Source organism: Streptomyces corchorusii (genome assembly GCF_001514055.1).
In the GTDB taxonomy this organism is placed as follows: domain Bacteria; phylum Actinomycetota; class Actinomycetes; order Streptomycetales; family Streptomycetaceae; genus Streptomyces; species Streptomyces olivaceoviridis.
Genome location: NZ_KQ948355.1, coordinates 303,518 through 322,534, shown reverse-complemented (window position 1 = coordinate 322,534; position 19,017 = coordinate 303,518). Strand labels below are relative to the sequence as shown.

Here is a 19,017-nt window from a genome sequence, read left to right as displayed (position 1 = left end):
GCACACCCCCGTACGGCCCCCCGGCACAGCCGTACGTCCACGGCGTTCCGTACCCCCACCACAGTTCGTACGCCCCCACGAGAAGAAGGAACGGATAGTGAGTGAGACTGCCACCGACGAGTCGCCCCAGCAGGGAGGGATCTCCGACGCCGCCGTCCTGGCGCGCGTCTGGGAGGAGATCCTCGGAGTCGACGGCGTCGGCCCGGACGACGACTTCTTCTCCCTGGGCGGGGACTCGCTCCTCGCCGTCCAGGTCGTCGGCGCGGCCAAGGAACGCGGGCTGCGACTGACACTCCTGGACCTGTTCAAGAACCCCACACCACGCGGCGCCTGCACCGGCTCCACGACCGGTGCGCAGGACGAGGCGGCGAGCGAGGAGCTTCTCACCCCCGAGGACCGGGCGCTGGTCCCGGACAGCGCGGAAGCGGCGTACCCCGCCACCCGGCTGCAACTCGGCCTGATCTACGAGAACCTGCTGAGCGGGGGCCGCCTCTACATCGACGTGGTGTCCCGCGCGGTCACGCTCCCGCTGGACCCGTCCGTGCTGCGACAGGCCGTCGACCGCGTCACCCGGCGCCACCCGATGCTGCGGACCCGCTTCGACCTGACCACCTTCAGCGAGCCCATGCAGGTGGTGGAGCGGGACGTCGACGTCCCGGTGGAGCTGGCGGACTGGTCGGATCTCGGCCCGGCCGCGAAGGCCGAGCGGTACGACGAGGTCATGCGGAGCCTGCACGCCCCCTTCGACCCCGAGCAGGCACCGCTGTGGCGCGTGCACGCGGCCCGCACGGGCCCCTCGGAGTTCCAGCTCGCCTACGCGTTCCACCACGCGGCACTCGACGGCTGGAGCGAGACCGTCCTGGCCAGCGAACTGATCCGGCTGTACGCGGCCGTACTGCGCGGCGAGAACCTCGAACTCCCCGAACCCGCGCCCGCGGAGGAGTACGTACGCCTGGAGCGCGCCGCGTTGCGGGACGACGCGTCCCGGCGGTTCTTCGAGGACCTGGGCACCGGGCCGGCGGCGACGCTGCCGGAGCGGGGCGACGGCACGGGCGACCCCTACCGCAAGGCCACGGCCCGGATCCCCGACGACGACATCCGGCGCATCCAGCGACTCGGCGCCGAGTGGGGCATTCCGGTGAAGAGCCTGTACCTGGCCGCGGACTGCGCGGTCCAGGCAGCCCTGGCCGGCACCACCGAGGTCACGGTCGGACTGACCGTCAGCGGCCGGCCGGAGACCGTGGGCAGCGAACTGACCCTCGGGCTGTTCCTGAACACCCTGCCCCTGCGCCTGGACGTGGCCGGGGCGTCCTGGCACACCGCGGCCAGGCGCGCCTTCGAGGCGGAGAACGGTCTGCTGGGCCACCGCCGCTTCCCGGACGCCGAGGTGCGCGCGCTGCTCGACGGGGTCCCCTTCCCCACCGTCTTCAACTACGTCCACTTCCACGTCCGCGACCGGCTCCTGGACACCGGCCTGGTCACCGCGGACGAGGACCTGAGGGACACATCGAGCTTCCCCGTCCGCGTCGAGGTCATCGACGACCCGCGCGGTCGCGGCCGGCTGCTGGAGGTCGTCGTCGACGAGACCCGGTACGGCCGGGGAACCGCGGAGGAGCTGCTCCAGCACGTCCTGTCCGCGCTGCACCAGATGGCCGAAGGCCCCGAAGAGCCGGCCCTCGCCGGCCTCCTGGAACGAGTAGGGAGCCGATGACCGTGTCCTCCAGCCCTCTGGCCACCTATGCGCAGCTCGGCTTACGTCAGCTGCACGACCAGGACCCCGAGCTGTACGACCTGCTGGAGCGCGAGCACCGGCGCCAGTCCGAGACGCTCGCCATGATCGCCGCGTCCAGCGTCGCGCCCGCCTCCGTGACCGCCTGCGAGGGAACGGTCCTCGGCAACGTCACGACCGAGGGGTACCCCGGGGCCCGCTTCCACGCGGGCTGCGAGGTGGTGGACGAGGTGGAGCGGCTGGCGGTCCGCCGCGCCAAGGCCGCGTTCGGCGCCCGGTACGCCAACGTCCAGCCCCACTCCGGCAGCACGGCCAACCAGGCCGTCATGTTCAGCCTGCTCCGACCCGGTGACGTGCTGCTCGGCATGGAGCTGAGCGCGGGCGGCCATCTCACCCACGGCTCGCGCGCCTCGGTGTCCGGCAACTACTTCACGTCGATCGGCTACGGCACCGACGCCTCCGGCTGGATCGACATGGACGAGGTCGAACGCCTCTCCAAGGAACACCGGCCCCGGCTGATCGTCTGCGGGGCGAGCGCCTACCCCCGCGAGATCGACTTCGTCCGGTTCCGGGCGATCGCCGACGAGGTGGGAGCCTTCCTGCTCGCGGACATCTCCCACATCTCCGGCCTGGTCGCGGCGGGCCTGCACCCCAGCCCCGTCGACGTGGCACACGTGACCACGACCAGCACCTACAAGCAGCTCTACGGCCCCCGCGGCGGCCTCATCCTGATGGGCAGGGGCGCCGACACTCCCGTACCCGGCTCACGCAGGACCCTCGCCGAGACCCTTCAGAGCGCGGTCTTCCCCTATGTGCAGGGCACCCCGCAACTCCAGGCCGTCGCCGCCAAGAGCAGAGCGCTGGCACTGGTGGCACAGCCCGCGTTCCAGGAACTGGCCCGGCGTATCGTCTCCGGAGCCACGGCGCTGGCCGCGGCACTGTCCGCCGCCGGCTACCACGTCCTCACCGGCGGCACCGACAACCACATGGTGCTCATCGACGTCAGCCGCAAGGGACTGACCGGACTGGTGGCGGAACAGGCACTGGAGTCCTGCGGAATCATCGTGAACAAGAACAAGATCCCCGATGACCCGCACGGCCCCCGGGTGACCAGCGGTCTGCGGCTCGGCACGAACCACCTGGCCGCACGCGGCATGGACACCGACGCCGTCCGCGAGTGCGCCGCGCTGGTCGACCGCGTCCTGTCCTCCGTACGGGCCACGGACACCCGCACCTGGCACCTCGACGAGCCCATCCGCTCCCAGGCACGCGCGGACGTGACCAGCCTGTGCGCCCGCTACCCCCTGCCGGACCTGCCGCTGGAGGCCATCGTGTGAGGCATCAGCCGGCGACGGCCGGTTTCGGCGGCCTGTGCCTGGAGCAGCTCAAGGATGCGCGGCCCCAGGTGCAGGCAGGACGTCGTCATCCCTGCTCATGACCAGGATGATCAGGTCTGCCCGGGGATCAGGGGCGTCGCGCGAGGAAGACGAACTCCTTGCCCGGCCGGTCGGGTGCGTCGCGGACCTCTCGCACCACGTAGCCGTGCGCGACCAGGTCCGACTCGACCTCGTCCCGATCCCGGAAGCGCAGGGTCGACTCCGACGTCAGCACCTGCCCGTCCGCCGCGAAGGCGTAGGTTCCACGGAAGGTCACGAGAGGCCCGCTCACCTCGATCAGCTCGACCCAGGTCTCGACGGAGCCGACACCCGGGACCTCCGTCACGCGGTGGGAGTTCTCGCGGGTCCACTCCTCCCAGGCGCGTGCGGCCGGATCACGGGTCTCGAAGACCAGGTGCCCGCCGGGCCGCAGCGCTGCGTGGGCACCCCGCAGCGTCATCCGCCATGCGTCCGGATCGGCGATCGCCTGGGCGACATTCGCCGTCATCGTCGCGAGGTCGGCCCGGAGCGGCGGGAGGGCCGACACGTCACCGCAGATCCACCGCACGCGGTCACCGCCCGGTTTGGCCCGTGCGACGTCGATGGATGCCCGGGCGGGATCGACGCCGACGACCTCGATCCCGCGGTCGGCCAGGAGCAGGGCGAACACCCCTGTGCCGCAGCCGATGTCCAGGACCCGGCGCGCCCCGAACTCCTCCGCGATCCCGAGGTAGGCATCGAGATCACTGCGGTCGGGGTCGAGCGGATCGTAGATCGCGGCGAGTCGTGGATGCGCGAAGCATGCGTCGGCCATGCGGCCGAACGTACGCGGAGCCGGCCCCGAAGAGCTACCGGGTTTCGCCGGATTCAGCCGGCGAGGTTTCCGGGTGAACTTCGCGCAGGGCGTTCCTTCCGCGACATCTCGTGGAAGGAACGCCCGGTCGCGCGCGGCACTCACACGTGGCAAGCCGCGCGTGAGGTGTGTCAGGCGAGGCCGGCCTTCAGGGCGGCGGCGACCTGGACCACGCGCTCGGCCTGGTGACGGGCCGCGTTGCGGGTCTGCTCGCCGACCGGGTTGTTGCCCTGGGCGTCGACGTGCGACGTGCCGTACGGGTTGCCGTCGACGAACTTGACGGGGTCGGTGTAGCCGGGGGACACGATGATCCCGCCGAAGTGGTGGATGGAGTTGTACAGGGCGAGCAGCGTGGACTCCTGGCCGCCGTGCGCGGTGGCGGTGGTCACGAAGCCGCTGTAGACCTTGTTGGCCAGCTTGCCCTGCGCCCACAGGCCGCCGAGGGTGTCGATGAACTGCTTGAGCTGCGACGAGATGTTGCCGAAGCGGGTCGGGGTGCCGAAGACGATCGCGTCCGCCCACTCGACGTCGGCGGCCGTGGCCTCGGGCACGCCCGCGCTCTCCGCGGCGTGGGCGGCCCACGCCTGGTTGGAGGCGATGGCGGCCTCCGGAGCCAGCTCGGCGGCCTTCAGCAGGCGCACCTCGGCGCCCGCCTTCTCGGCCGCCTGCGAGATCTCCTTGGCGATCTCGGCCGAGAAGCCGGTGGAGGAGTAGTAGATGACGGCGAGGCGGACAGGGGTGGTCATGGAGTCGTCTCCGATCCTGGGAATGCGTGCGGTGCGCCGTGGCGGACGCAGGTCACCCAGGGGTACGGGTGCCGTGCGGACGCGCTGATCGACGCGGTAGGTGAATCCTAAACGAGTTCGTTCAATCGTCAACCACATGGGTGTCCTCGCCACGGACGTACGCACGCAGGCCCCGAGCCCGGGCCTCGATGCGCACGGGTCGGTCGCTACTCGGCCTGCGCGCGGCGGGCGGTGGCGAACCGGCGCTGGTAGGCGGCGGGGGAGATGGACAACTCCCGTGCGAAGACACGGCGGAGACTCTCGTAACTCGGGAAGCCGGACAGGGACGCCGCCTGTGTCGCGGTGTACCCCTGGTCGAGCAGCGACTTCGCGATGTCGAACCGGATCGACTCGACGTACCGGGCCGGCGTGGTGCCCAGTTCCTCCCGGAACAGCCTGGTGAGGTGACGCGTGCTGAGGTTGAGGTGCCCGGCGAGTTCGGTGAGGGAGTGGTTGCCGGCGGGATCCGCCGTGACCAGGTCGACGACCCTGCGCAGGGCGGGCGACCGGGGCGGCGGCCCTTGCAGGGGAGCGGAGAACTGGGACTGGCCGCCCGCCCGTTGCAGATAGACCACCAGGGAGCGGGCCACCTCCCGGCTGACGTCGGGACCGTGGTCCTCCTCCACGAGGGCGAGCGCCAGGTCGATGCCGGCGGTGACTCCCGCCGAGGTGTACGTGGTGCCGTCGCGCACGTAGATGGCGTCGGGTTCGACGCGGGTCTTCGGATGCCGGGCGGCGAGTTCGCCCGCGATCTTCCAGTGGGTGGTCGCCCGCTTGCCGTCCAGAAGGCCCGTCGCGCCCAGGACGAAGGCACCGGAGCACACGGAGGCGACCCGGCCGGAACGGACCGCCAGATCCCTGACGGCTTCGACCAGGTCGCGCGTGACCGGCGTCCTGGGGTAGACGTCTCCGCCCGGCACCAGGAAGGTGTCCGGGTCCGGCTCCGTGGCGGCGCTGCCGTCGACGGCGATCCGCATGCCGATCGAGGAGGCGACATCGGCACCCGTCGTCGACACCAGGGCGATGCTGTAATCGGCGCCGAGGAGATTCGCTTCCCCGAAGACCTCGGCGGGGCCGACGACGTCCAGCAGTTTGACCCCGTCGTAGACGAGGATCGCTACACGATGCGTGTCGGAGCTCACAGAGCCATCCTGAGGTGACTGGATTCGAGTGGTTCATGGCCGGACCGAGGCAGCGCCGGAGGCCGCAGGGTCGGCACCGTGGAGAACGGACGCACGGTCCACTCGTAGCACATCGCACCGGAAAGCACGGACACCATGACCGACATCATCGCAGGCGTGGAAATACCCGGGACCTCTGCTGTCGCGGAGGCCACGGAATTCCTCCGGGAGCGGACGAATCCCTTGATCTTCCACCACTCCCGGCGGGTATTCCTCCTCGGTTCCCTGCACGCGCGGAAGCTGGACCTCCGGCCCGACCCCGAGTTGCTCTACATCTCCGCGATGTTCCACGACACGGGCCTTCTGATCCCGTTCTCCGACACGCGACAGCGCTTCGAGGTGGACGGCGCCGACCACGCGCGCAAGTTCCTGCTCGACCGCGGGTTCTCCGAGCGCGCCGCCGAAGTGGTCTGGATGGCGATAGCCCTGCACACGACGCCGGAAATCCCCGGCCGCATGGGTCCCGAGATCGCCGCCACCAACTACGGCGTACTGACCGACGCGATCGGCTGGGGCATGGACAGACTGGAAGGCGACCAGCTGGACGAGATCGTCGCCGCTCATCCGCGCGGGGATTTCAAGAAGGAATTCTTGCAGACATTCCTCGACGGTCTCAAAGACCGCCCCGACACCACATACGGCACCATCAACGCGGACATCCTGGAACACTTCGTCCCCGGATTCCGCCGTACGTCCATGGTCGAGCGCATCAACGACGCTCCCTGGCCCCGGTGACCCGGCAGCGGCCGGACACGAAGCGATGCGACCGCCGCGTCCTCGCCGCACTCCTCGCCGTCTGAGCCGGCGTGCCGCCTTCAGCGTGCTGACGGTCACCGCCGGCGTACTGATGGCGACCCCGAGCGCACCCCCGCCTCCGCCGTACCCGCCCCCGCGGCCGGCCTCCTGGCACCGGCATGGCGCCTGAGGACCACCAGCCTTCTCTACGTCGCGTTCGTCGGCTCGCTGTCGCTGTCGCTGCCCGCACTGGCCCACGCGGCCCGGTCGCAGGCTGCACCGCATCCCCACGCGGGCTGATCGCCCAGGTACGGGCGGCCGGCGGACCGGAGCCACTGGAGACCGCACTGTCCGACTGGCACGGCCGGCTGTCCGTCCGCGGGCGCGCGATGCTGACCGGGGCCGCCGAGTTGGAGACCTACCTCCGAGAGCGCGAACCCACCAAGGCCTGACCCGCGTCCACACTCGCGGATGTCCTCGCGGAGCGGCTGCATAGGATCGCCGGCATGGCACTGCGACCCGTTCAGGTGAACATCAAGGCCCTCGACGCCCCGGCGGTCGGCCGGTTCTGGGCTGAGGCGCTCGGCTGGAGTGCCTACAGCCCCGGCGTGACCACCTACGTCGGCCCCGCCGGCGGCCCCGTCTGGCCGGACCCGGTCGCCGTCTGCGTCGACGTCGTTCCCGTCCCGGACGCCAAGACGACGACGAAGAACCGCGTGCACCTCGATCTCGCCACCACCTCCACGTCCCATCAGGCGGAGTTGACCGCGCGCCTGAGGGCCCTCGGTGCGACGCCCGTCGACGTGGGCCAAGGTGACGTGCCGTGGACGGTCCTCGCCGACCCGGAGGGCAACGAGTTCTGCGTGCTGGAGCCTCGGGAGACCTACCGCGACACCGGGCCGATCGCCCGGGTGGTGGTCGACTGCGCGGATCCGCGGGCCATGGCCCGGTTCTGGGGCGGGGCCATGGACTGGACGCTGCACGAAGTCACCGACGAACGCGCGGTGCTGCGTTCCGCCAAGGGGGTCGGCTCGTACCTTGAGTTCCTGCGCACTCCCGGTGCGAGGACCCTGCCAGACCGCGTCCATCTCGACCTGCTGCCGTACCCCGGGGACGACAAGGCGGCGGAGGTGGCCCGGCTGCGCGCCCTCGGCGCCACCGACCTCGACGTCGGCCAGGGCGACGTCCCGTGGACGTGTCTGGCCGACCCGGAGGGCCACGCGTTCTGCGTCCTCGCCCCCTCCTGACGCGGGGCCTCGACGCCACCCGGACAGGCGGGCCGCGTGGGCTCGCGCCGATGAATACCGCCTCGGTCCGAAATCAACTCGGTCGGACGTCGCGCCGGCCGGCCCTCTCCACCGCGAACCCTGTTCAGCGCACGGTCACACCACGCATGGCGTAGCGCAACTCCTCGAACAGATCACGCAGTTCGTCCGGCATGCTGGGCGCCGCATCCGCGCCCGCCTCCAGCAGGAGCCGGACGCCGCGCCGGAACTCCTGGTCGTTGTCGGGCTCGTCCAGCATCCTCGCCACCTCGATCAACGGAGTGCCCACGGCCCCCTCGACCTCGTCCGGGAGGCTGTCGAGGTAGACGTCGTCCTCGGTGAGCACGAGATCCACGAGGCGGCGGGCGGCTTCCCTGACGGAAGTCGAACCAGTCTCGGCCGGCACGGTTCCCCCATGTAATCAGTGAGGCGCACCAATCAGCCCCAGCTACCTGTCAGTTGACCTTCGCCCGCTTGTCTACCCGTCGGCCGTCGAGGGGGCCGGCCGGGCGACACCGCCGTTCTTGTCGAGCGAGTGGAAGGACCGTGCCCCGCCTCGCCGGCACCTCGGGCGCCGAGTCACCTACTCGCCTACTCGCCGGTGCGGGCCACGAGCAGCGGCTGGAAGAAGCCCGTCTCCTGCGGCATCCGCCACTCCGGGTCGACAAACCCGGCATCGGCCGCGAGGCCGGCCAGCCGCCTCTGACCGAGCGCCCAGTAGGTGGTCCGGCGGACCTCGACCCGCCATTCTCCGTCTTCCGGGAGGAGTTGGAAGTGCTCCATGTCGTAGTGCTCGCCGTCGTCGTGCCAGCGCCAGAGCTGGAAGGTGACGGTCCGTTCTCCGCCCTCGGTGGCCCGGTGCACTTGCGGAGGCGTCGAAGAGGGACGGTCGCGCAGAAGGTCTTCGTAGGGGCGTGTGCTGATCAGCAGCAGGCCGGCGGGACGCAACACGCGGCGCATCTCGGCCAAGGCGGCGCGTACATCGTGCTCTGTCAGCAGGTGGGGCAGCGCGTTGTCGGCGCAGACGACGGTGTCGAACCGGGCATCGGGGAACGGGAGGCGTCGCATGTCGGCGGCAGCCGTGCGCAAGCTCAGGCCCCTGCGGGCGGCCTCACGCACAGCGCGGGCGGCGGCGCGGGGGCTGAGGTCGGTCCCGGTGACGCTGTGCCCGCGCAGCGCAAGGCCGATGGCCTGCGTGCCGATGCCGCAGGAACAGTCGAGCACCGCCGCGCGATCCTGGCCGATCAGGGCGTCCAGAACCTCCCCCTGCCGACGGATGCTCGCATCCCAGTCCGAGTAGATCAGGTGGTAGTCGTCGGCCAGTTCGTCGTAGAAGCGCGCCACGGATGTCTCGGGCATGGCCGGAGATTACTGTGGCCGGCCTCCCGGAGGCGCTGGTTCCTCCGTCATCGGCGCGAATACCCCTACCTGCTGGATCGCTCCCGCCCCGGTGAGCCGGGCAGGCGCTCGCGTGAGCTGTGGGCGCCGGGGTCGGCGCCGGCACAGTGGCCGCGACAATGAACAGGCGACACATGTGAACGCCTGGGGGAACGGGATGCTGACGGGGATCGTGATCGACGCGCTGGACGTCGCGCGCATGGACCGCTTCTGGTCGGACGCGACACGGGGCCGGACGGACGGCCTGCACCTGCGGTTCGTACCGACCGCGAAACCGAAGACGGCGCACAAGAACCGACTCCACCTCGACTTGGCCGGGGGGCCGGACTGGGAGGCCGAGGTGGCGCGCCTGCTCACGCTCGGTGCGACGCGGGTCGACATCGGCCAGGGAGACGTCCCGTGGGACGTGCTGGCCGATCCGGAGGGCAACGAGTTCTGCGTGCTGCGTCCCGGTCACCCCGGCGTGCGTGCCGACTCCGGCCTCGTCGCGATCTGCCTCGACGTCGCGGAGGAGGATCGGTACGCGCAGTCGGCCTTCTGGCAGTCCCGGGCCGACTGGCACGCGGTCGAGTCCCATGACTGGGGTGTCCGGCTGCGCCGGGGGCCCGCCAGTACGGTCTCGCTGGTGATGGGGCCGCCCGCGGCGCCGAAGGAGGTGCGGAACCGGCTGCGGCTGGAGGTCACCCAACGCGGCTCGGAACCCGGCGAGTTCCTCGACGCCGGCGGGAACGAATTCCATGTGACGGGGTGATCCTCCGCCTCCCCGGTCTGTTCCGCTGCTCGCTGACGACCAGGGTCCGTTCGGCCGGTTACGTCACCGCGGTCAGCGTCGCGTAGACCACGACGTTGCCCAGGTAGCCCGTGCGCTTTGTGTAGCCGCCGCCGCAGGTGATCAACCGGAGCTCGGGCCGGCCGGAACTGCCGTAGACCTTCTTGCTCGGGAACTCCTTCCTGTCGTAGAGCTCGACGGCGCGGACGGTGAACACCGCTGTCCGCCGGTCGGTCCGGCTGATCTCGATGGTGGCTCCCTCGGTCAGGGCGCCGAGGTCGTAGAAGACACCGGGGTCGCCGTCGGGTGTGTCCACATGCCCGGCGGCGACGGCGGTGCCTGCCGAGCCGGGAGGTGTGCCGTCGCCGTACCAGCCGGCGTGGCCGGGTTCGTCGGACGGTGGAGTCCGCAGTGCTCCTGCGGCATCGAGGCCCACTCGTGTCATCGGGGCGTTCACCCCGATGGCGGCGATCCGGATCCGCACCGGATCCGCGGGGGGCAGCGGGTGGACGGTGGGGCGGGCGGGGGCCGCGGGAGTCGAGGAGGAACGGGCCGCCGATGGCTGTGGGGGCAGCTCCCCGTCCTGCATCCCGCTGATCAGCAGCATCACACCGGCCGTCATCATGCAGGCCGGAAGGAGCACCGTCGCGACGAACGGAGATCGGGAAGCGGGGGAGTGGTGTCTGGATGCCATCGTGGTGGTCTTCTGGTCCGGTCGCAGGCCGATGTGGACGGGGCCGGCCGACGGGGTGGGACGATCAGGTTCGGTTGGCGTTCGGGCGGCGGTAGAACCAGACCGCACCCCCGGCGGCGGCCGTGGCGAGCAGCCCGCCGGCCAGGGCGAGCCCCGCACCTGTGTCCTCGGCCGGTCCGAAGCCGGCGTTCACAGAGCCGCTCGGTGGGCGTCCGATGACCCGGTACGTCTCCGTGACCTTGGTCAGCGGCGGACACTTCACGGTGACGGTGTCGTCGCCCGGCCGGGTTCCTTCGGGGATCTCGAACTCGCCGGTGAGCACCCCCTCCTCGTCGCCCGCGAAGAGGTGGAACTCTCCTCCTACCTCCGACCAGCCCTTGCCGTAGTCCGCGTCAGGGTCGCAGGCCCTCGTGCTGACCGTGACCGTGGAACCCGGTGGGGCATTCCAGGGCTCGATACTGACATCCGAGTCATCAGCGGCGGCAGCGGCCGGGATGTGCAGCCCGAGGGCACCGAGGACCAGGCCGATACCCGCACCCATGTGTCTGTAGCGCATGCGAATCCTCCAACGGAACAGTGTCCGGCCTGCTGCGCGGCACATCTCGTGTGTTCCGTTCACGAGGCAACCGACAGTCCGTCAGTTCCGCAACCTGACGGGTCGCCGGACATGTCACCCGGTCAGCCGCACCGGCGTTCCGCCTTGATCGCTTACGCAGGTCACCGACGTGGAGGTCATCAATACTCATCACCCACCGCCGCGTCCCCATAACGGTGAAAGCCGAGCGGGCTGTCTTGCGGGCGTGGTCTGCCTGATGCCACCCCCGCCGGGGGCCACGCGCCCTTTCTGCGGGCCGGGACCCGGGCAACTTCCCCCTCTCGGCGGTGAGCCACGCTCTTGCCCTGCTCAACCGCATACGGCCCGCCCCTGACAGGGGGCGCCGACGGTGCGGGCGGTGGGGAGTGACCGTCGGCCTGCGGCCTGAGGGGTCAGTGACCCGACGGCCTGATCCTGTCAGTTCGCTGTGACGGGCGGCGCGGTGAGGCCCGATCTCGTCCTGGCCGCCGAGCGGCGCGGCGCGGAGCTGACGCAGGCGCGGATCCGCCAGGTCTTCTCCGGCGGCGGCTCGGGGCTGCGACGGATCGTCGCCTACCTGCTTCTGGAACGGGACGTGCTGCGCGGGTGCCGTGTCGGCGGCTCGTGGGCGATCCGGAGATCGTCGCCGAAGACGCGCTGCGTGCGCCGAACAGTCCTTCGAGCCCTTCGACGGTGCGATCCAGGGCGCCTTGGACCCGCTGGGCGTCACCGCGGACGACGACACCACCGGCACCGGTGCCCGCCGAGCGGGTCACCGCAGCGTGACGGTCCCCCCGCTGGCGGTAGCGCCGCCTCCCGCCCCGCGCGGGCCGCCCGTGCGGGGCTCCTTTCCCGGTCGAGGTTCAGGTCCGGGGCGAGTCCGGTGCGTCGACGGGGATGCCCAGTCGGTCCGCCACGGCGGTGAGGGCTCTGCCCAGCGGCAGTGCGACCCGGGTGAGGGCGTGCCGGTCGCCTCGGGTCTGGTCGCGGTTGATGATGAGCACCGGCGTCCCGGCCTGGGCCGCCTGGCGGACGAACCGGAGCCCGGACATCACTGTCAGCGAGGAACCGAGGACCAGCAGTGAAGCTGCCTCGCGGACCATCTCCCGGCACTGCTCCACCCGCTCCGGGGGAACCGCCTCGCCGAAGAACACGACATCCGGTTTGAGGATGCCGCCGCATATCACGCAGGGCAGTACGCGGAAGTCCTCGACCTGTTCGTCGGTGAGGTCGGCGTCACCGTCCGGGTTGATCCCCGCCGCCACCGGATCGAAGTCCGGATTGGCCGCTTCCAGCCGCTGGGCGAGTTCGCGGCGCGCACTGAAGGCGCCGCACACGAGGCAGACGACCCGGTCCAGGCTCCCGTGGAGTTCCACGACGCCCTCGCTGCCGGCGGCCTGGTGCAGGCTGTCCACGTTCTGGGTGATCACGCCGGAGAGCAGGCCGTGCCGTCCGAACGCGGCCACGGCCCGGTGCCCGGCGTTGGGGCGGGCACGGCCGAAGGTGCGCCATCCGAGGTGGCTGCGCGCCCAGTACCGGCGCCGGGCCTGGGCACTGGCGGTGAACTCCTGGTAGGTCATCGGGGTGTGCCGGCTCAGGCTCCCGCCCTCGCCCCGGTAGTCGGGGATGCCCGACTCCGTGGAGATGCCCGCCCCACTGAGCACCAGCACCCCGCCGGCGCTCAGCGCGTCGGCGACCGGCTCCAGGTCCGTGGTTCCGGGCGGCAGGTCCTCGGTGGGGGTCCAACTCAGAGTGGGGCGCATACGCATGCCGCAAGAGTACGAAACACGCTGCTGCCGGGGAGTCCGGTACGGCGTGGGGAGGGCTGAGCCCCGTACACCGGGGCGCGGGGGCTCAGGAGCGCACCGGCTTCCCGCATCCCTCAGGTCCCGGGCGCTCGTCCGGGCGCATCGTCCCGGACCCTCACCCGTCATTCCGGCATAGGGCCACGATCGGATGCACGGTAGGCGGACGAGCAGCAGGGCTTCCATCCAGGCGATCGGGCTCCGCGAGTGACTCGGAGCTTCCGCGGGGACGGGCCGGGCCGTGCGGCTGCCGGGTGCGCGTGCCGCTGAACCGTTCAGGGTGGTCGCCGATGCGACGTCCGGCCGGGAACCGATCCGCCGTACGCGTCACGGACCGCCTGGTCGGACGGCGGGCCGTGGGTTGCCGCGACGGCGCCCCATGGTCGTGACGATCAGCAAGAGGCCTGGTCCAGAGAGTGGGACGCTCTTTGCGGGGGGCGGGTACTGCTGTAGAAATAGGCGCATGAATCACGGGTTCCTGGTGCGACGCCTGGTCATTGACCTGTGCCGACGCCCGGCTTCGTGTTGTCGCTGACTCAGCGCTTCTGACGCTCCTCCCTCCCGCTGTCCGGTCGTGTCACCCGGCGGGAGCCCTTCCCCGTGTACCCGGCGGTGCCTGCTCCGCGTCCGTCAGCTCCGCTGACCCCAGCCGCTCATGTGCGGCGCCCTTGGAGGCTGCCCCATGCCCACGACATCCCGTCTGCCCCAAACCGATCCGACCCCCGTAGCCGTCGAACCGCCGGTCCGACGTCCCCCACGGGGCGCCTGGGCGCGCGTGCGCCGTGCCGCCCTGCCGTTCGGCTCCCTCGTCCTCTTCCTCGCGCTGTGGCAGTCGCTGGCGGCGAGCGGGACGTGGAGCGAGACGCTGGTTCCGCCGCCGGCGAAGGTGTGGGAGGCGTTCATCGACGTTTCCACGACACACGACGGCGTACGGGGCTACAACGGGACCTACCTCGTCGAGCACCTGGGCATCAGCCTGCGGCGCATCGCGATCGGCTCCGGTGTCGGCATCGCCCTCGGGGTGCTCTTCGGGCTCGCCATGGGCACCGTCGGCTGGTTGCGCGCGCTGTTCGAACCCTGGATCACCTTCCTGCGGACGCTGCCCCCGCTGGCGTACTTCTCCCTGCTCGTCATCTGGCTGGGCATCAACGAGGAGCCGAAGGTCACCCTGCTGGCCGTGGCCGCCTTCCCGCCCGTGGCGGTGTCCACGACGACGGCCGTCGCGGCCGTGCCGCGCAGCCTCCTCGAAGCCGCCCGAGCCCTCGGTGCCTCGCGGTGGGACGTCGTCAAGGACGTCGTCCTCCCGTCCGCCCTGCCGGAGACGCTCACCGGCGTCCGGCTCGCGGTGGGAGTCGCCTATTCCTCCCTGGTCGCCGCCGAGTTGGTCAACGGACTGCCCGGCATCGGCGGCATGGTGAAGGACGCCGCCAACTACAACAACACCCCTGTGGTGCTCGTCGGCATCATCGCCATCGGAGTCTCCGGCCTGATCATCGACGGTCTGCTGCTGCGACTGGAACGCGCCGCCGTGCCCTGGCGCGGTCGCTCCTAGAGCCTCTCGTTTGGATCATGCCGGGCTCGAAAGACCCTAGCCGAGCCCGCCCCGTCTCCCCTCCTCTCGACCAGAAACGGCCCCACCATGTCTCGCTCACTGCCCAGAGTTCCCGTCGGCTCCCCCGCGGGGGGACCGTCCCGCCGGCTCCTGCTCGCCGGTGCCCTGGCCGCCGTATCCGCGGCCGTGGCCGGCTGCTCCTCGGACAGTGCGGCGTCGACGTCAGGCGGATCCAAGCAGCTCCGCATCGGCTACTTCGCCTTCCCCAGCGGCGACTTGATCGTGAAGAACAAGAAGCTGCTCGAAAAGGCCCTGCCGGACCACCGGATCACGTGGATCAAGTTCGACTCGGGTGCCACCGTCAACCAGGCCTTCATCGGCAAGTCCCTCGACATCGCCGCACTGGGCTCCAGTCCGTTCGCCCGCGGGGTGTCCGGGGCCTCGCCGATCCCGTACAAGGTCGCGTGGGTCCTCGACGTCGCGGGCGAGAACGAGGCCCTCGTGGCACGCAGGGCCACCGGCGTCTTCGACGTCGCCGGTCTCAAGGGCCGGACCATCGCGACCCCGTTCGCCTCCACCTCGCACTACAGCCTGCTGGCCGCGCTGACGAAGGCAGGCCTCAAGACGTCCGACGTCAAGCTCGTCGACCTACAGCCGCAGGCGATCCTCGCCGCCTGGCAGCGCGGGGACATCGACGCCGCCTACGTCTGGCTGCCGACCCTGGACGAGCTGCGCAAGACCGGCACCCAGCTCACCAGCAGCAAGGAGATCGGAGCGGACGGCAAGCCGACCCTGGACCTCGCCGTGGTGTCGGACGAACTGATCGCCAGGGACCCGAGGGCGATCGACGTCTGGCGCAAGGCGCAGGCGCAGGCGCTCCGCCTGCTCAAGTCCGATCCCGACGGCTCGGTCAAGGCCGTCGCGGCCGAGCTCGGCATCACCGCCGCGGACGCCCGGGCGCAGCTCGCGCAAGGTGTCTTCCTCACCCCGGAGCAGGTGGCCTCCGCCGACTGGCTGGGCACCGACGGCAGCCCCGGCAGGCTGCTGTCGTACGTCACCGACACCGGCCGGTTCCTGGCCGGACAGAAGCAGATCGACGCCGCGCCGTCCGAGGACGCCGTCCGCAAGGCGTTCTACCTCAAGGGGCTGCCCGATGTCCTCAAGTGAGGTTCTGGGTACGGCAGTTGGGGACAGCGGGACGGACAGCTCGCGTGCCGGGTCCGTGCGCCTCGACCACGTCACCCACCAGTACCGCCGGGGCGGAGAGACCGTCACCGCCGTCGGACCGGTCGACCTGACCGTCCCCGCAGGCGAGTTCCTGGTCCTGGTCGGCGCTTCCGGCTGCGGCAAGAGCACGCTGCTGCGGCTGATCGCCGGATTCGAGCGGCCCACGCACGGCTCGGTGCGGGTGTCCGGTGCCGAGCCGCGGCCCGGCGAGTCGGCCGGCGTGGTCTTCCAGACGCCCCGGCTGTTCCCGTGGCGCACCGTACGGGGCAACATCGACCTGGCACTGCGGTACGCCGGGGTGAACCGCAGGCAACGGCCCGAGCGGCGGGCGGAGTTGCTGGCACGGGTGGGTCTCGAAGGCACCGGCGACAGGCGTACCTGGGAGATCTCCGGCGGCCAGCGGCAGCGGGTCGCCATCGCCCGCGCGCTGGCCGCCGAGAACCCGCTCTTCCTGCTCGACGAGCCGTTCGCGGCGCTGGACGCGCTGACCCGGGAACGGCTCCAGGAGGACGTCCGCCAGGTGACCGCCCAGACCGGGCGGACCACGGTGTTCGTGACGCACTCGGCGGACGAGGCGGTGTTCCTCGGCTCCCGCATCGTGGTGCTGACGAAGGGGCCGGGGACCGTGGCCCTGGACCTGCCGATCCCCCTGCCGCGTGGCGATGTCGACGCCGAAGAGCTCCGGAATGCGCGGGAGTTCACCGAACTGCGCGCGGAGGTCTCCCACGCCGTCAAGGCCGCCGCGGTCTGACCTCAGCATTCAAAGAAAGGAAACACAGACGGATGAGCATCCTCAGTGAACGGCCCGCAGCGGCACAGCTGCCGGTCACCGAGCTCGGCCCGCACTTCGGCGCCGAGATCCACGGCATCGATCTCGGTCGCCTCGACGACGACCAGGTCCTCGCGCTCCGGCAAGCACTCGTGAAGTACAAGGTGCTCTTCGTACGCGGCCAGGACGGCCTCGACGACGCCCGGCAGATCGAGTTCGGCAGACGCCTGGGCGAGGTCACCGCAGGCCACCCGATCCACGACTCCGGTGACGTGGCCCCCGAGGTGTACTCGCTGGACAGCCAGGACAACGGGTTCGCCGACGTCTGGCACACGGACGTGACGTTCGTACCGCGACCGCCCGCGATCTCCGTCCTGCGGGCCGTGGTGCTGCCGCCCAACGGCGGTGACACGAACTGGGCCGACAGCCAGCTCGCCTACGAGTCGCTGTCGCCGGGCCTGCGGACGCTGATCGACCCGCTCACCGCGGTACACGACGGCACCCGCGAGTTCGGGTACTACCTCGCCCAGCGTCGCAAAGGCCGCGGAAACCTCTGGGAGGGCCAGGTGTTCACCGACCTGACACCGGTCGAGCATCCGGTGGTGCGCGTACACCCCGAGAGCGGTCGCAAGGGTCTCTTCGTGAACCCGGGATTCACCTCGCACATCGTGGGCGTCTCGGAGTACGAGAGCCGGGGCATCCTCGACATCCTGTACGCCCACCTCACCAAGCCGGAACACGTCGTACGCCACCGCTGGCAACCCGGTGACGTCGCCCTGTGGGACAACCGCAGTACCGCCCACTACGCCAACCGCCACCGGGTCATGCACCGCATCACGCTGCGCGGGGACACCCCCGTGGGCCCAACGGACTCACGCTGATCTCCCGCGCCAACGATCTCGCCGACGGCACACTGATCGCGGCCGTGTGTCCCGGCATGGTCGACACCGCCACCCCCCGCCCCGGTTCAGCGACTACAGGACCGCATGCTCACGCCCTGGACCGACGGCCGCCGGGGTGACCTCGGTCGGCGGTTCACGGGGTCTGCTCGTCTTCGGTGAACACGTCCAACAGGCCGTGGGGTGTGTCGGCGCCGAAGAGCAGTTCGTGGAGCTGGGCCCCTTCCGCGGCGGCTTCGGCGCCGCGGGGGAACATGGCCTGCTCGTACTCGGCGAGGGCGGCTTCCGTGTCGCCGGGGTGTGCGGCGAGGGCCCTGCCGAGTTCGGCGCCGTCGTACATGGCCAGGTTGGCGCCCTCGCCGTTGGGAGCGGCGAGGTGGGCGGCGTCGCCGAGCAGGGTCACCCCCGGCACCCGGTCCCACCGGTGCCCGATCGGCAGGGCGTACAGGGGACGGGGCACCAGCGGGGTGTCACTGTCGGTGATCAGTGCGGTGAGCTCCGGCGCCCACCCGTCGAACTCCCGCGAGATCCGTGCGGCGGCAGCGGTGGCATCGGTGAAGTCGATGGCGGCGAACCAGTCCCGCGGCTCGGTGAGCGCCACATAGGTGTGCAGGGTGTCGCCCCTCTCCCGGTGGGCCTGGATGCCCTTTCCCGGGGCCAGCGCGAACAGCGACCCGCCGCCGACCGCCTTCGAGGCGGCAGGGTGCCGGGTGTCGCTGTCGAACAGGTAGGTCTCGACGAACGACCTGCCGGTGTACTCGGGCACCGCGTCGGAGAGCAGCGGCCGGATGCGTGACCACGCGCCGTCCGCGCCGACCAGCAGGCTGGTGACGACCACGGTGCCGTCGGCGAAGGCGACCTCGTGGCGCCCCCCACCGACAGGACGGACGCCGCTGACCTTGTGCCCCCACCGGACGGTGCCGGCCGGGAGCGAGTCGAGCAGGATGCGTCGCAGCTCACCGCGCTGCACCTCGGGGCGGCCCCCCGTGCCGTCGTCGGCCTCTTCGAACAGGACGGTCCCGTCCCGGTCGAGGATCCGTGTCGCCTGGCGGCCCTCCAGGACGAGGCTGCGGAACTCGTCGGTCAAACCGGCCGCCCGCAAGGCGAGTCGGCCGTTGTAGTCGTGGATGTCGAGCATCCCGCCCTGTGCGCGGGCCATCGGTGAGGCCTCCGCCTCGTACACCGTGGCCGGGATGCCGTGGACGTGGAGGACACGGGCGAGGGTCAGTCCGGCGAGCCCGGCGCCGATGATCGTGACATCAGGGGTCATGGCGGTTCCTTGCCTTTCTGCGTGCCCGCCGGATGGGCACCCGGCAGGAATACCGGCAAGGTTCCAGACGCTGCCGACACCTCGCCGACACGCCGCCGACAGAGGACCGACAGCCCCACGTCGAGCCGCACGCGCA

18 protein-coding genes and 1 pseudogene are annotated in these 19,017 nt (G+C 71.0%); 10 read left to right on the top strand and 9 right to left on the bottom strand.

Annotation, left to right across the window (positions count from 1 at the left end):
* The first annotated feature begins 97 nt into the window (after positions 1-97).
* Together AQJ11_RS14310 and AQJ11_RS14305 are read left to right on the top strand one after the other, a co-directional pair.
* Positions 98-1,711: a condensation domain-containing protein gene (locus AQJ11_RS14310; RefSeq protein WP_059263298.1), complete on the top strand. Its 1,614-nt coding sequence runs from the start codon at positions 98-100 to the stop codon at positions 1,709-1,711.
* A gap of 2 nt (positions 1,712-1,713) precedes the next feature.
* A complete protein-coding gene (locus tag AQJ11_RS14305) occupies positions 1,714-3,066 on the top strand; it encodes a serine hydroxymethyltransferase (RefSeq protein ID WP_059263468.1) in 1,353 nt (450 codons plus the stop codon).
* 127 nt (positions 3,067-3,193) lie between these two features.
* Here AQJ11_RS14305 and AQJ11_RS14300 read toward each other — a convergent pair whose 3' ends face one another.
* From AQJ11_RS14300 to AQJ11_RS14290, 3 genes are all read right to left on the bottom strand, one after another.
* Positions 3,194-3,919, bottom strand: coding sequence for a class I SAM-dependent methyltransferase (locus tag AQJ11_RS14300; protein ID WP_059263297.1), 726 nt, complete (start codon positions 3,917-3,919; stop codon positions 3,194-3,196).
* A gap of 170 nt (positions 3,920-4,089) precedes the next feature.
* On the bottom strand, positions 4,090-4,704 hold the full coding sequence (gene wrbA / locus AQJ11_RS14295; protein WP_014670455.1) for an NAD(P)H:quinone oxidoreductase: 615 nt from the start codon (positions 4,702-4,704) through the stop codon (positions 4,090-4,092).
* 206 nt (positions 4,705-4,910) lie between these two features.
* The gene (locus tag AQJ11_RS14290; protein ID WP_059263296.1) at positions 4,911-5,885 is read right to left on the bottom strand and encodes a GlxA family transcriptional regulator; all 975 of its coding nucleotides are present in this window, start codon (positions 5,883-5,885) and stop codon (positions 4,911-4,913) included.
* A gap of 135 nt (positions 5,886-6,020) precedes the next feature.
* On the opposite strand from AQJ11_RS14290, the gene AQJ11_RS14285 reads away from it, so the two are divergent.
* From AQJ11_RS14285 to AQJ11_RS14280, 3 genes and pseudogenes are all read left to right on the top strand, one after another.
* Positions 6,021-6,659 carry an HD domain-containing protein gene (locus tag AQJ11_RS14285; RefSeq protein WP_208616508.1) on the top strand — a complete coding sequence of 213 codons (639 nt, stop codon included), beginning with the start codon at positions 6,021-6,023 and terminating at the stop codon, positions 6,657-6,659.
* Between the two features lie 296 nt (positions 6,660-6,955).
* Positions 6,956-7,111: pseudogene (locus AQJ11_RS51010) on the top strand (MerR family transcriptional regulator); the annotation flags it as partial.
* Positions 7,112-7,165: 54 nt separating this feature from the next.
* Positions 7,166-7,906, top strand: a complete 741-nt coding sequence (locus AQJ11_RS14280; protein WP_059263295.1) for a VOC family protein — start codon at positions 7,166-7,168, stop codon at positions 7,904-7,906.
* 124 nt (positions 7,907-8,030) lie between these two features.
* Here AQJ11_RS14280 and AQJ11_RS14275 read toward each other — a convergent pair whose 3' ends face one another.
* The gene (locus AQJ11_RS14275; protein ID WP_244218233.1) at positions 8,031-8,330 is read right to left on the bottom strand and encodes a hypothetical protein; all 300 of its coding nucleotides are present in this window, start codon (positions 8,328-8,330) and stop codon (positions 8,031-8,033) included.
* 185 nt (positions 8,331-8,515) lie between these two features.
* Positions 8,516-9,283: a class I SAM-dependent methyltransferase gene (locus AQJ11_RS14270; protein WP_059263293.1), complete on the bottom strand. Its 768-nt coding sequence runs from the start codon at positions 9,281-9,283 to the stop codon at positions 8,516-8,518.
* Between the two features lie 196 nt (positions 9,284-9,479).
* Between AQJ11_RS14270 and AQJ11_RS14265 the strand changes: the two genes are divergently transcribed.
* On the top strand, positions 9,480-10,073 hold the full coding sequence (locus AQJ11_RS14265) for a VOC family protein (protein WP_059263292.1): 594 nt from the start codon (positions 9,480-9,482) through the stop codon (positions 10,071-10,073).
* A 58-nt stretch (positions 10,074-10,131) separates the two neighbouring features.
* Here the strand turns inward: AQJ11_RS14265 and AQJ11_RS14260 are convergent, their stop codons facing one another.
* The 3 genes from AQJ11_RS14260 to AQJ11_RS14250 form a co-directional block, all read right to left on the bottom strand.
* Positions 10,132-10,716 carry a class F sortase gene (locus tag AQJ11_RS14260; RefSeq protein ID WP_059263291.1) on the bottom strand — a complete coding sequence of 195 codons (585 nt, stop codon included), beginning with the start codon at positions 10,714-10,716 and terminating at the stop codon, positions 10,132-10,134.
* Between the two features lie 133 nt (positions 10,717-10,849).
* Positions 10,850-11,341 (bottom strand): hypothetical protein, encoded by a 492-nt coding sequence (locus tag AQJ11_RS14255; protein WP_059263290.1) that lies wholly within the window; start codon positions 11,339-11,341, stop codon positions 10,850-10,852.
* A gap of 881 nt (positions 11,342-12,222) precedes the next feature.
* The gene (locus AQJ11_RS14250; RefSeq protein ID WP_208616507.1) at positions 12,223-13,128 is read right to left on the bottom strand and encodes an NAD-dependent protein deacetylase; all 906 of its coding nucleotides are present in this window, start codon (positions 13,126-13,128) and stop codon (positions 12,223-12,225) included.
* A 718-nt stretch (positions 13,129-13,846) separates the two neighbouring features.
* Between AQJ11_RS14250 and AQJ11_RS14245 the strand changes: the two genes are divergently transcribed.
* The 4 genes from AQJ11_RS14245 (at position 13,847) to AQJ11_RS14230 (ending at position 17,593) form a co-directional block, all read left to right on the top strand.
* The gene (locus AQJ11_RS14245; RefSeq protein WP_059263289.1) at positions 13,847-14,716 is read left to right on the top strand and encodes an ABC transporter permease; all 870 of its coding nucleotides are present in this window, start codon (positions 13,847-13,849) and stop codon (positions 14,714-14,716) included.
* 87 nt (positions 14,717-14,803) lie between these two features.
* The gene (locus AQJ11_RS14240; RefSeq protein WP_244218232.1) at positions 14,804-15,883 is read left to right on the top strand and encodes a taurine ABC transporter substrate-binding protein; all 1,080 of its coding nucleotides are present in this window, start codon (positions 14,804-14,806) and stop codon (positions 15,881-15,883) included.
* Positions 15,870-16,694, top strand: a complete 825-nt coding sequence (locus AQJ11_RS14235) for an ABC transporter ATP-binding protein (protein ID WP_059263287.1) — start codon at positions 15,870-15,872, stop codon at positions 16,692-16,694. The genes AQJ11_RS14240 and AQJ11_RS14235 overlap by 14 nt, the downstream gene beginning before the upstream one ends.
* Positions 16,695-16,726: 32 nt before the next feature.
* Positions 16,727-17,593: a TauD/TfdA dioxygenase family protein gene (locus AQJ11_RS14230; protein WP_059263286.1), complete on the top strand. Its 867-nt coding sequence runs from the start codon at positions 16,727-16,729 to the stop codon at positions 17,591-17,593.
* Between the two features lie 154 nt (positions 17,594-17,747).
* Here the strand turns inward: AQJ11_RS14230 and AQJ11_RS14225 are convergent, their stop codons facing one another.
* Positions 17,748-18,881 carry an FAD-dependent oxidoreductase gene (locus AQJ11_RS14225; RefSeq protein ID WP_059263285.1) on the bottom strand — a complete coding sequence of 378 codons (1,134 nt, stop codon included), beginning with the start codon at positions 18,879-18,881 and terminating at the stop codon, positions 17,748-17,750.
* Between the last annotated feature and the right edge of the window lie 136 nt (positions 18,882-19,017).

What these genes read in the sequence shown, in the direction of transcription:
- AQJ11_RS14300 (WP_059263297.1), bottom strand. Translation starts at nt 3,919, where the DNA reads ATGGCCGACGCATGCTTCGCGCATCCACGACTCGCCGCGATCTACGAT.
- wrbA (WP_014670455.1), bottom strand. Translation starts at nt 4,704, where the DNA reads ATGACCACCCCTGTCCGCCTCGCCGTCATCTACTACTCCTCCACCGGC.
- AQJ11_RS14285 (WP_208616508.1), top strand. Translation starts at nt 6,021, where the DNA reads ATGACCGACATCATCGCAGGCGTGGAAATACCCGGGACCTCTGCTGTC.
- AQJ11_RS14280 (WP_059263295.1), top strand. Translation starts at nt 7,166, where the DNA reads ATGGCACTGCGACCCGTTCAGGTGAACATCAAGGCCCTCGACGCCCCG.
- AQJ11_RS14270 (WP_059263293.1), bottom strand. Translation starts at nt 9,283, where the DNA reads ATGCCCGAGACATCCGTGGCGCGCTTCTACGACGAACTGGCCGACGAC.
- AQJ11_RS14265 (WP_059263292.1), top strand. Translation starts at nt 9,480, where the DNA reads ATGCTGACGGGGATCGTGATCGACGCGCTGGACGTCGCGCGCATGGAC.
- AQJ11_RS14260 (WP_059263291.1), bottom strand. Translation starts at nt 10,716, where the DNA reads ATGATGACGGCCGGTGTGATGCTGCTGATCAGCGGGATGCAGGACGGG.
- AQJ11_RS14255 (WP_059263290.1), bottom strand. Translation starts at nt 11,341, where the DNA reads ATGCGCTACAGACACATGGGTGCGGGTATCGGCCTGGTCCTCGGTGCC.
- AQJ11_RS14250 (WP_208616507.1), bottom strand. Translation starts at nt 13,128, where the DNA reads ATGCGTATGCGCCCCACTCTGAGTTGGACCCCCACCGAGGACCTGCCG.
- AQJ11_RS14245 (WP_059263289.1), top strand. Translation starts at nt 13,847, where the DNA reads ATGCCCACGACATCCCGTCTGCCCCAAACCGATCCGACCCCCGTAGCC.
- AQJ11_RS14240 (WP_244218232.1), top strand. Translation starts at nt 14,804, where the DNA reads ATGTCTCGCTCACTGCCCAGAGTTCCCGTCGGCTCCCCCGCGGGGGGA.
- AQJ11_RS14235 (WP_059263287.1), top strand. Translation starts at nt 15,870, where the DNA reads ATGTCCTCAAGTGAGGTTCTGGGTACGGCAGTTGGGGACAGCGGGACG.
- AQJ11_RS14230 (WP_059263286.1), top strand. Translation starts at nt 16,727, where the DNA reads ATGAGCATCCTCAGTGAACGGCCCGCAGCGGCACAGCTGCCGGTCACC.
- AQJ11_RS14225 (WP_059263285.1), bottom strand. Translation starts at nt 18,881, where the DNA reads ATGACCCCTGATGTCACGATCATCGGCGCCGGGCTCGCCGGACTGACC.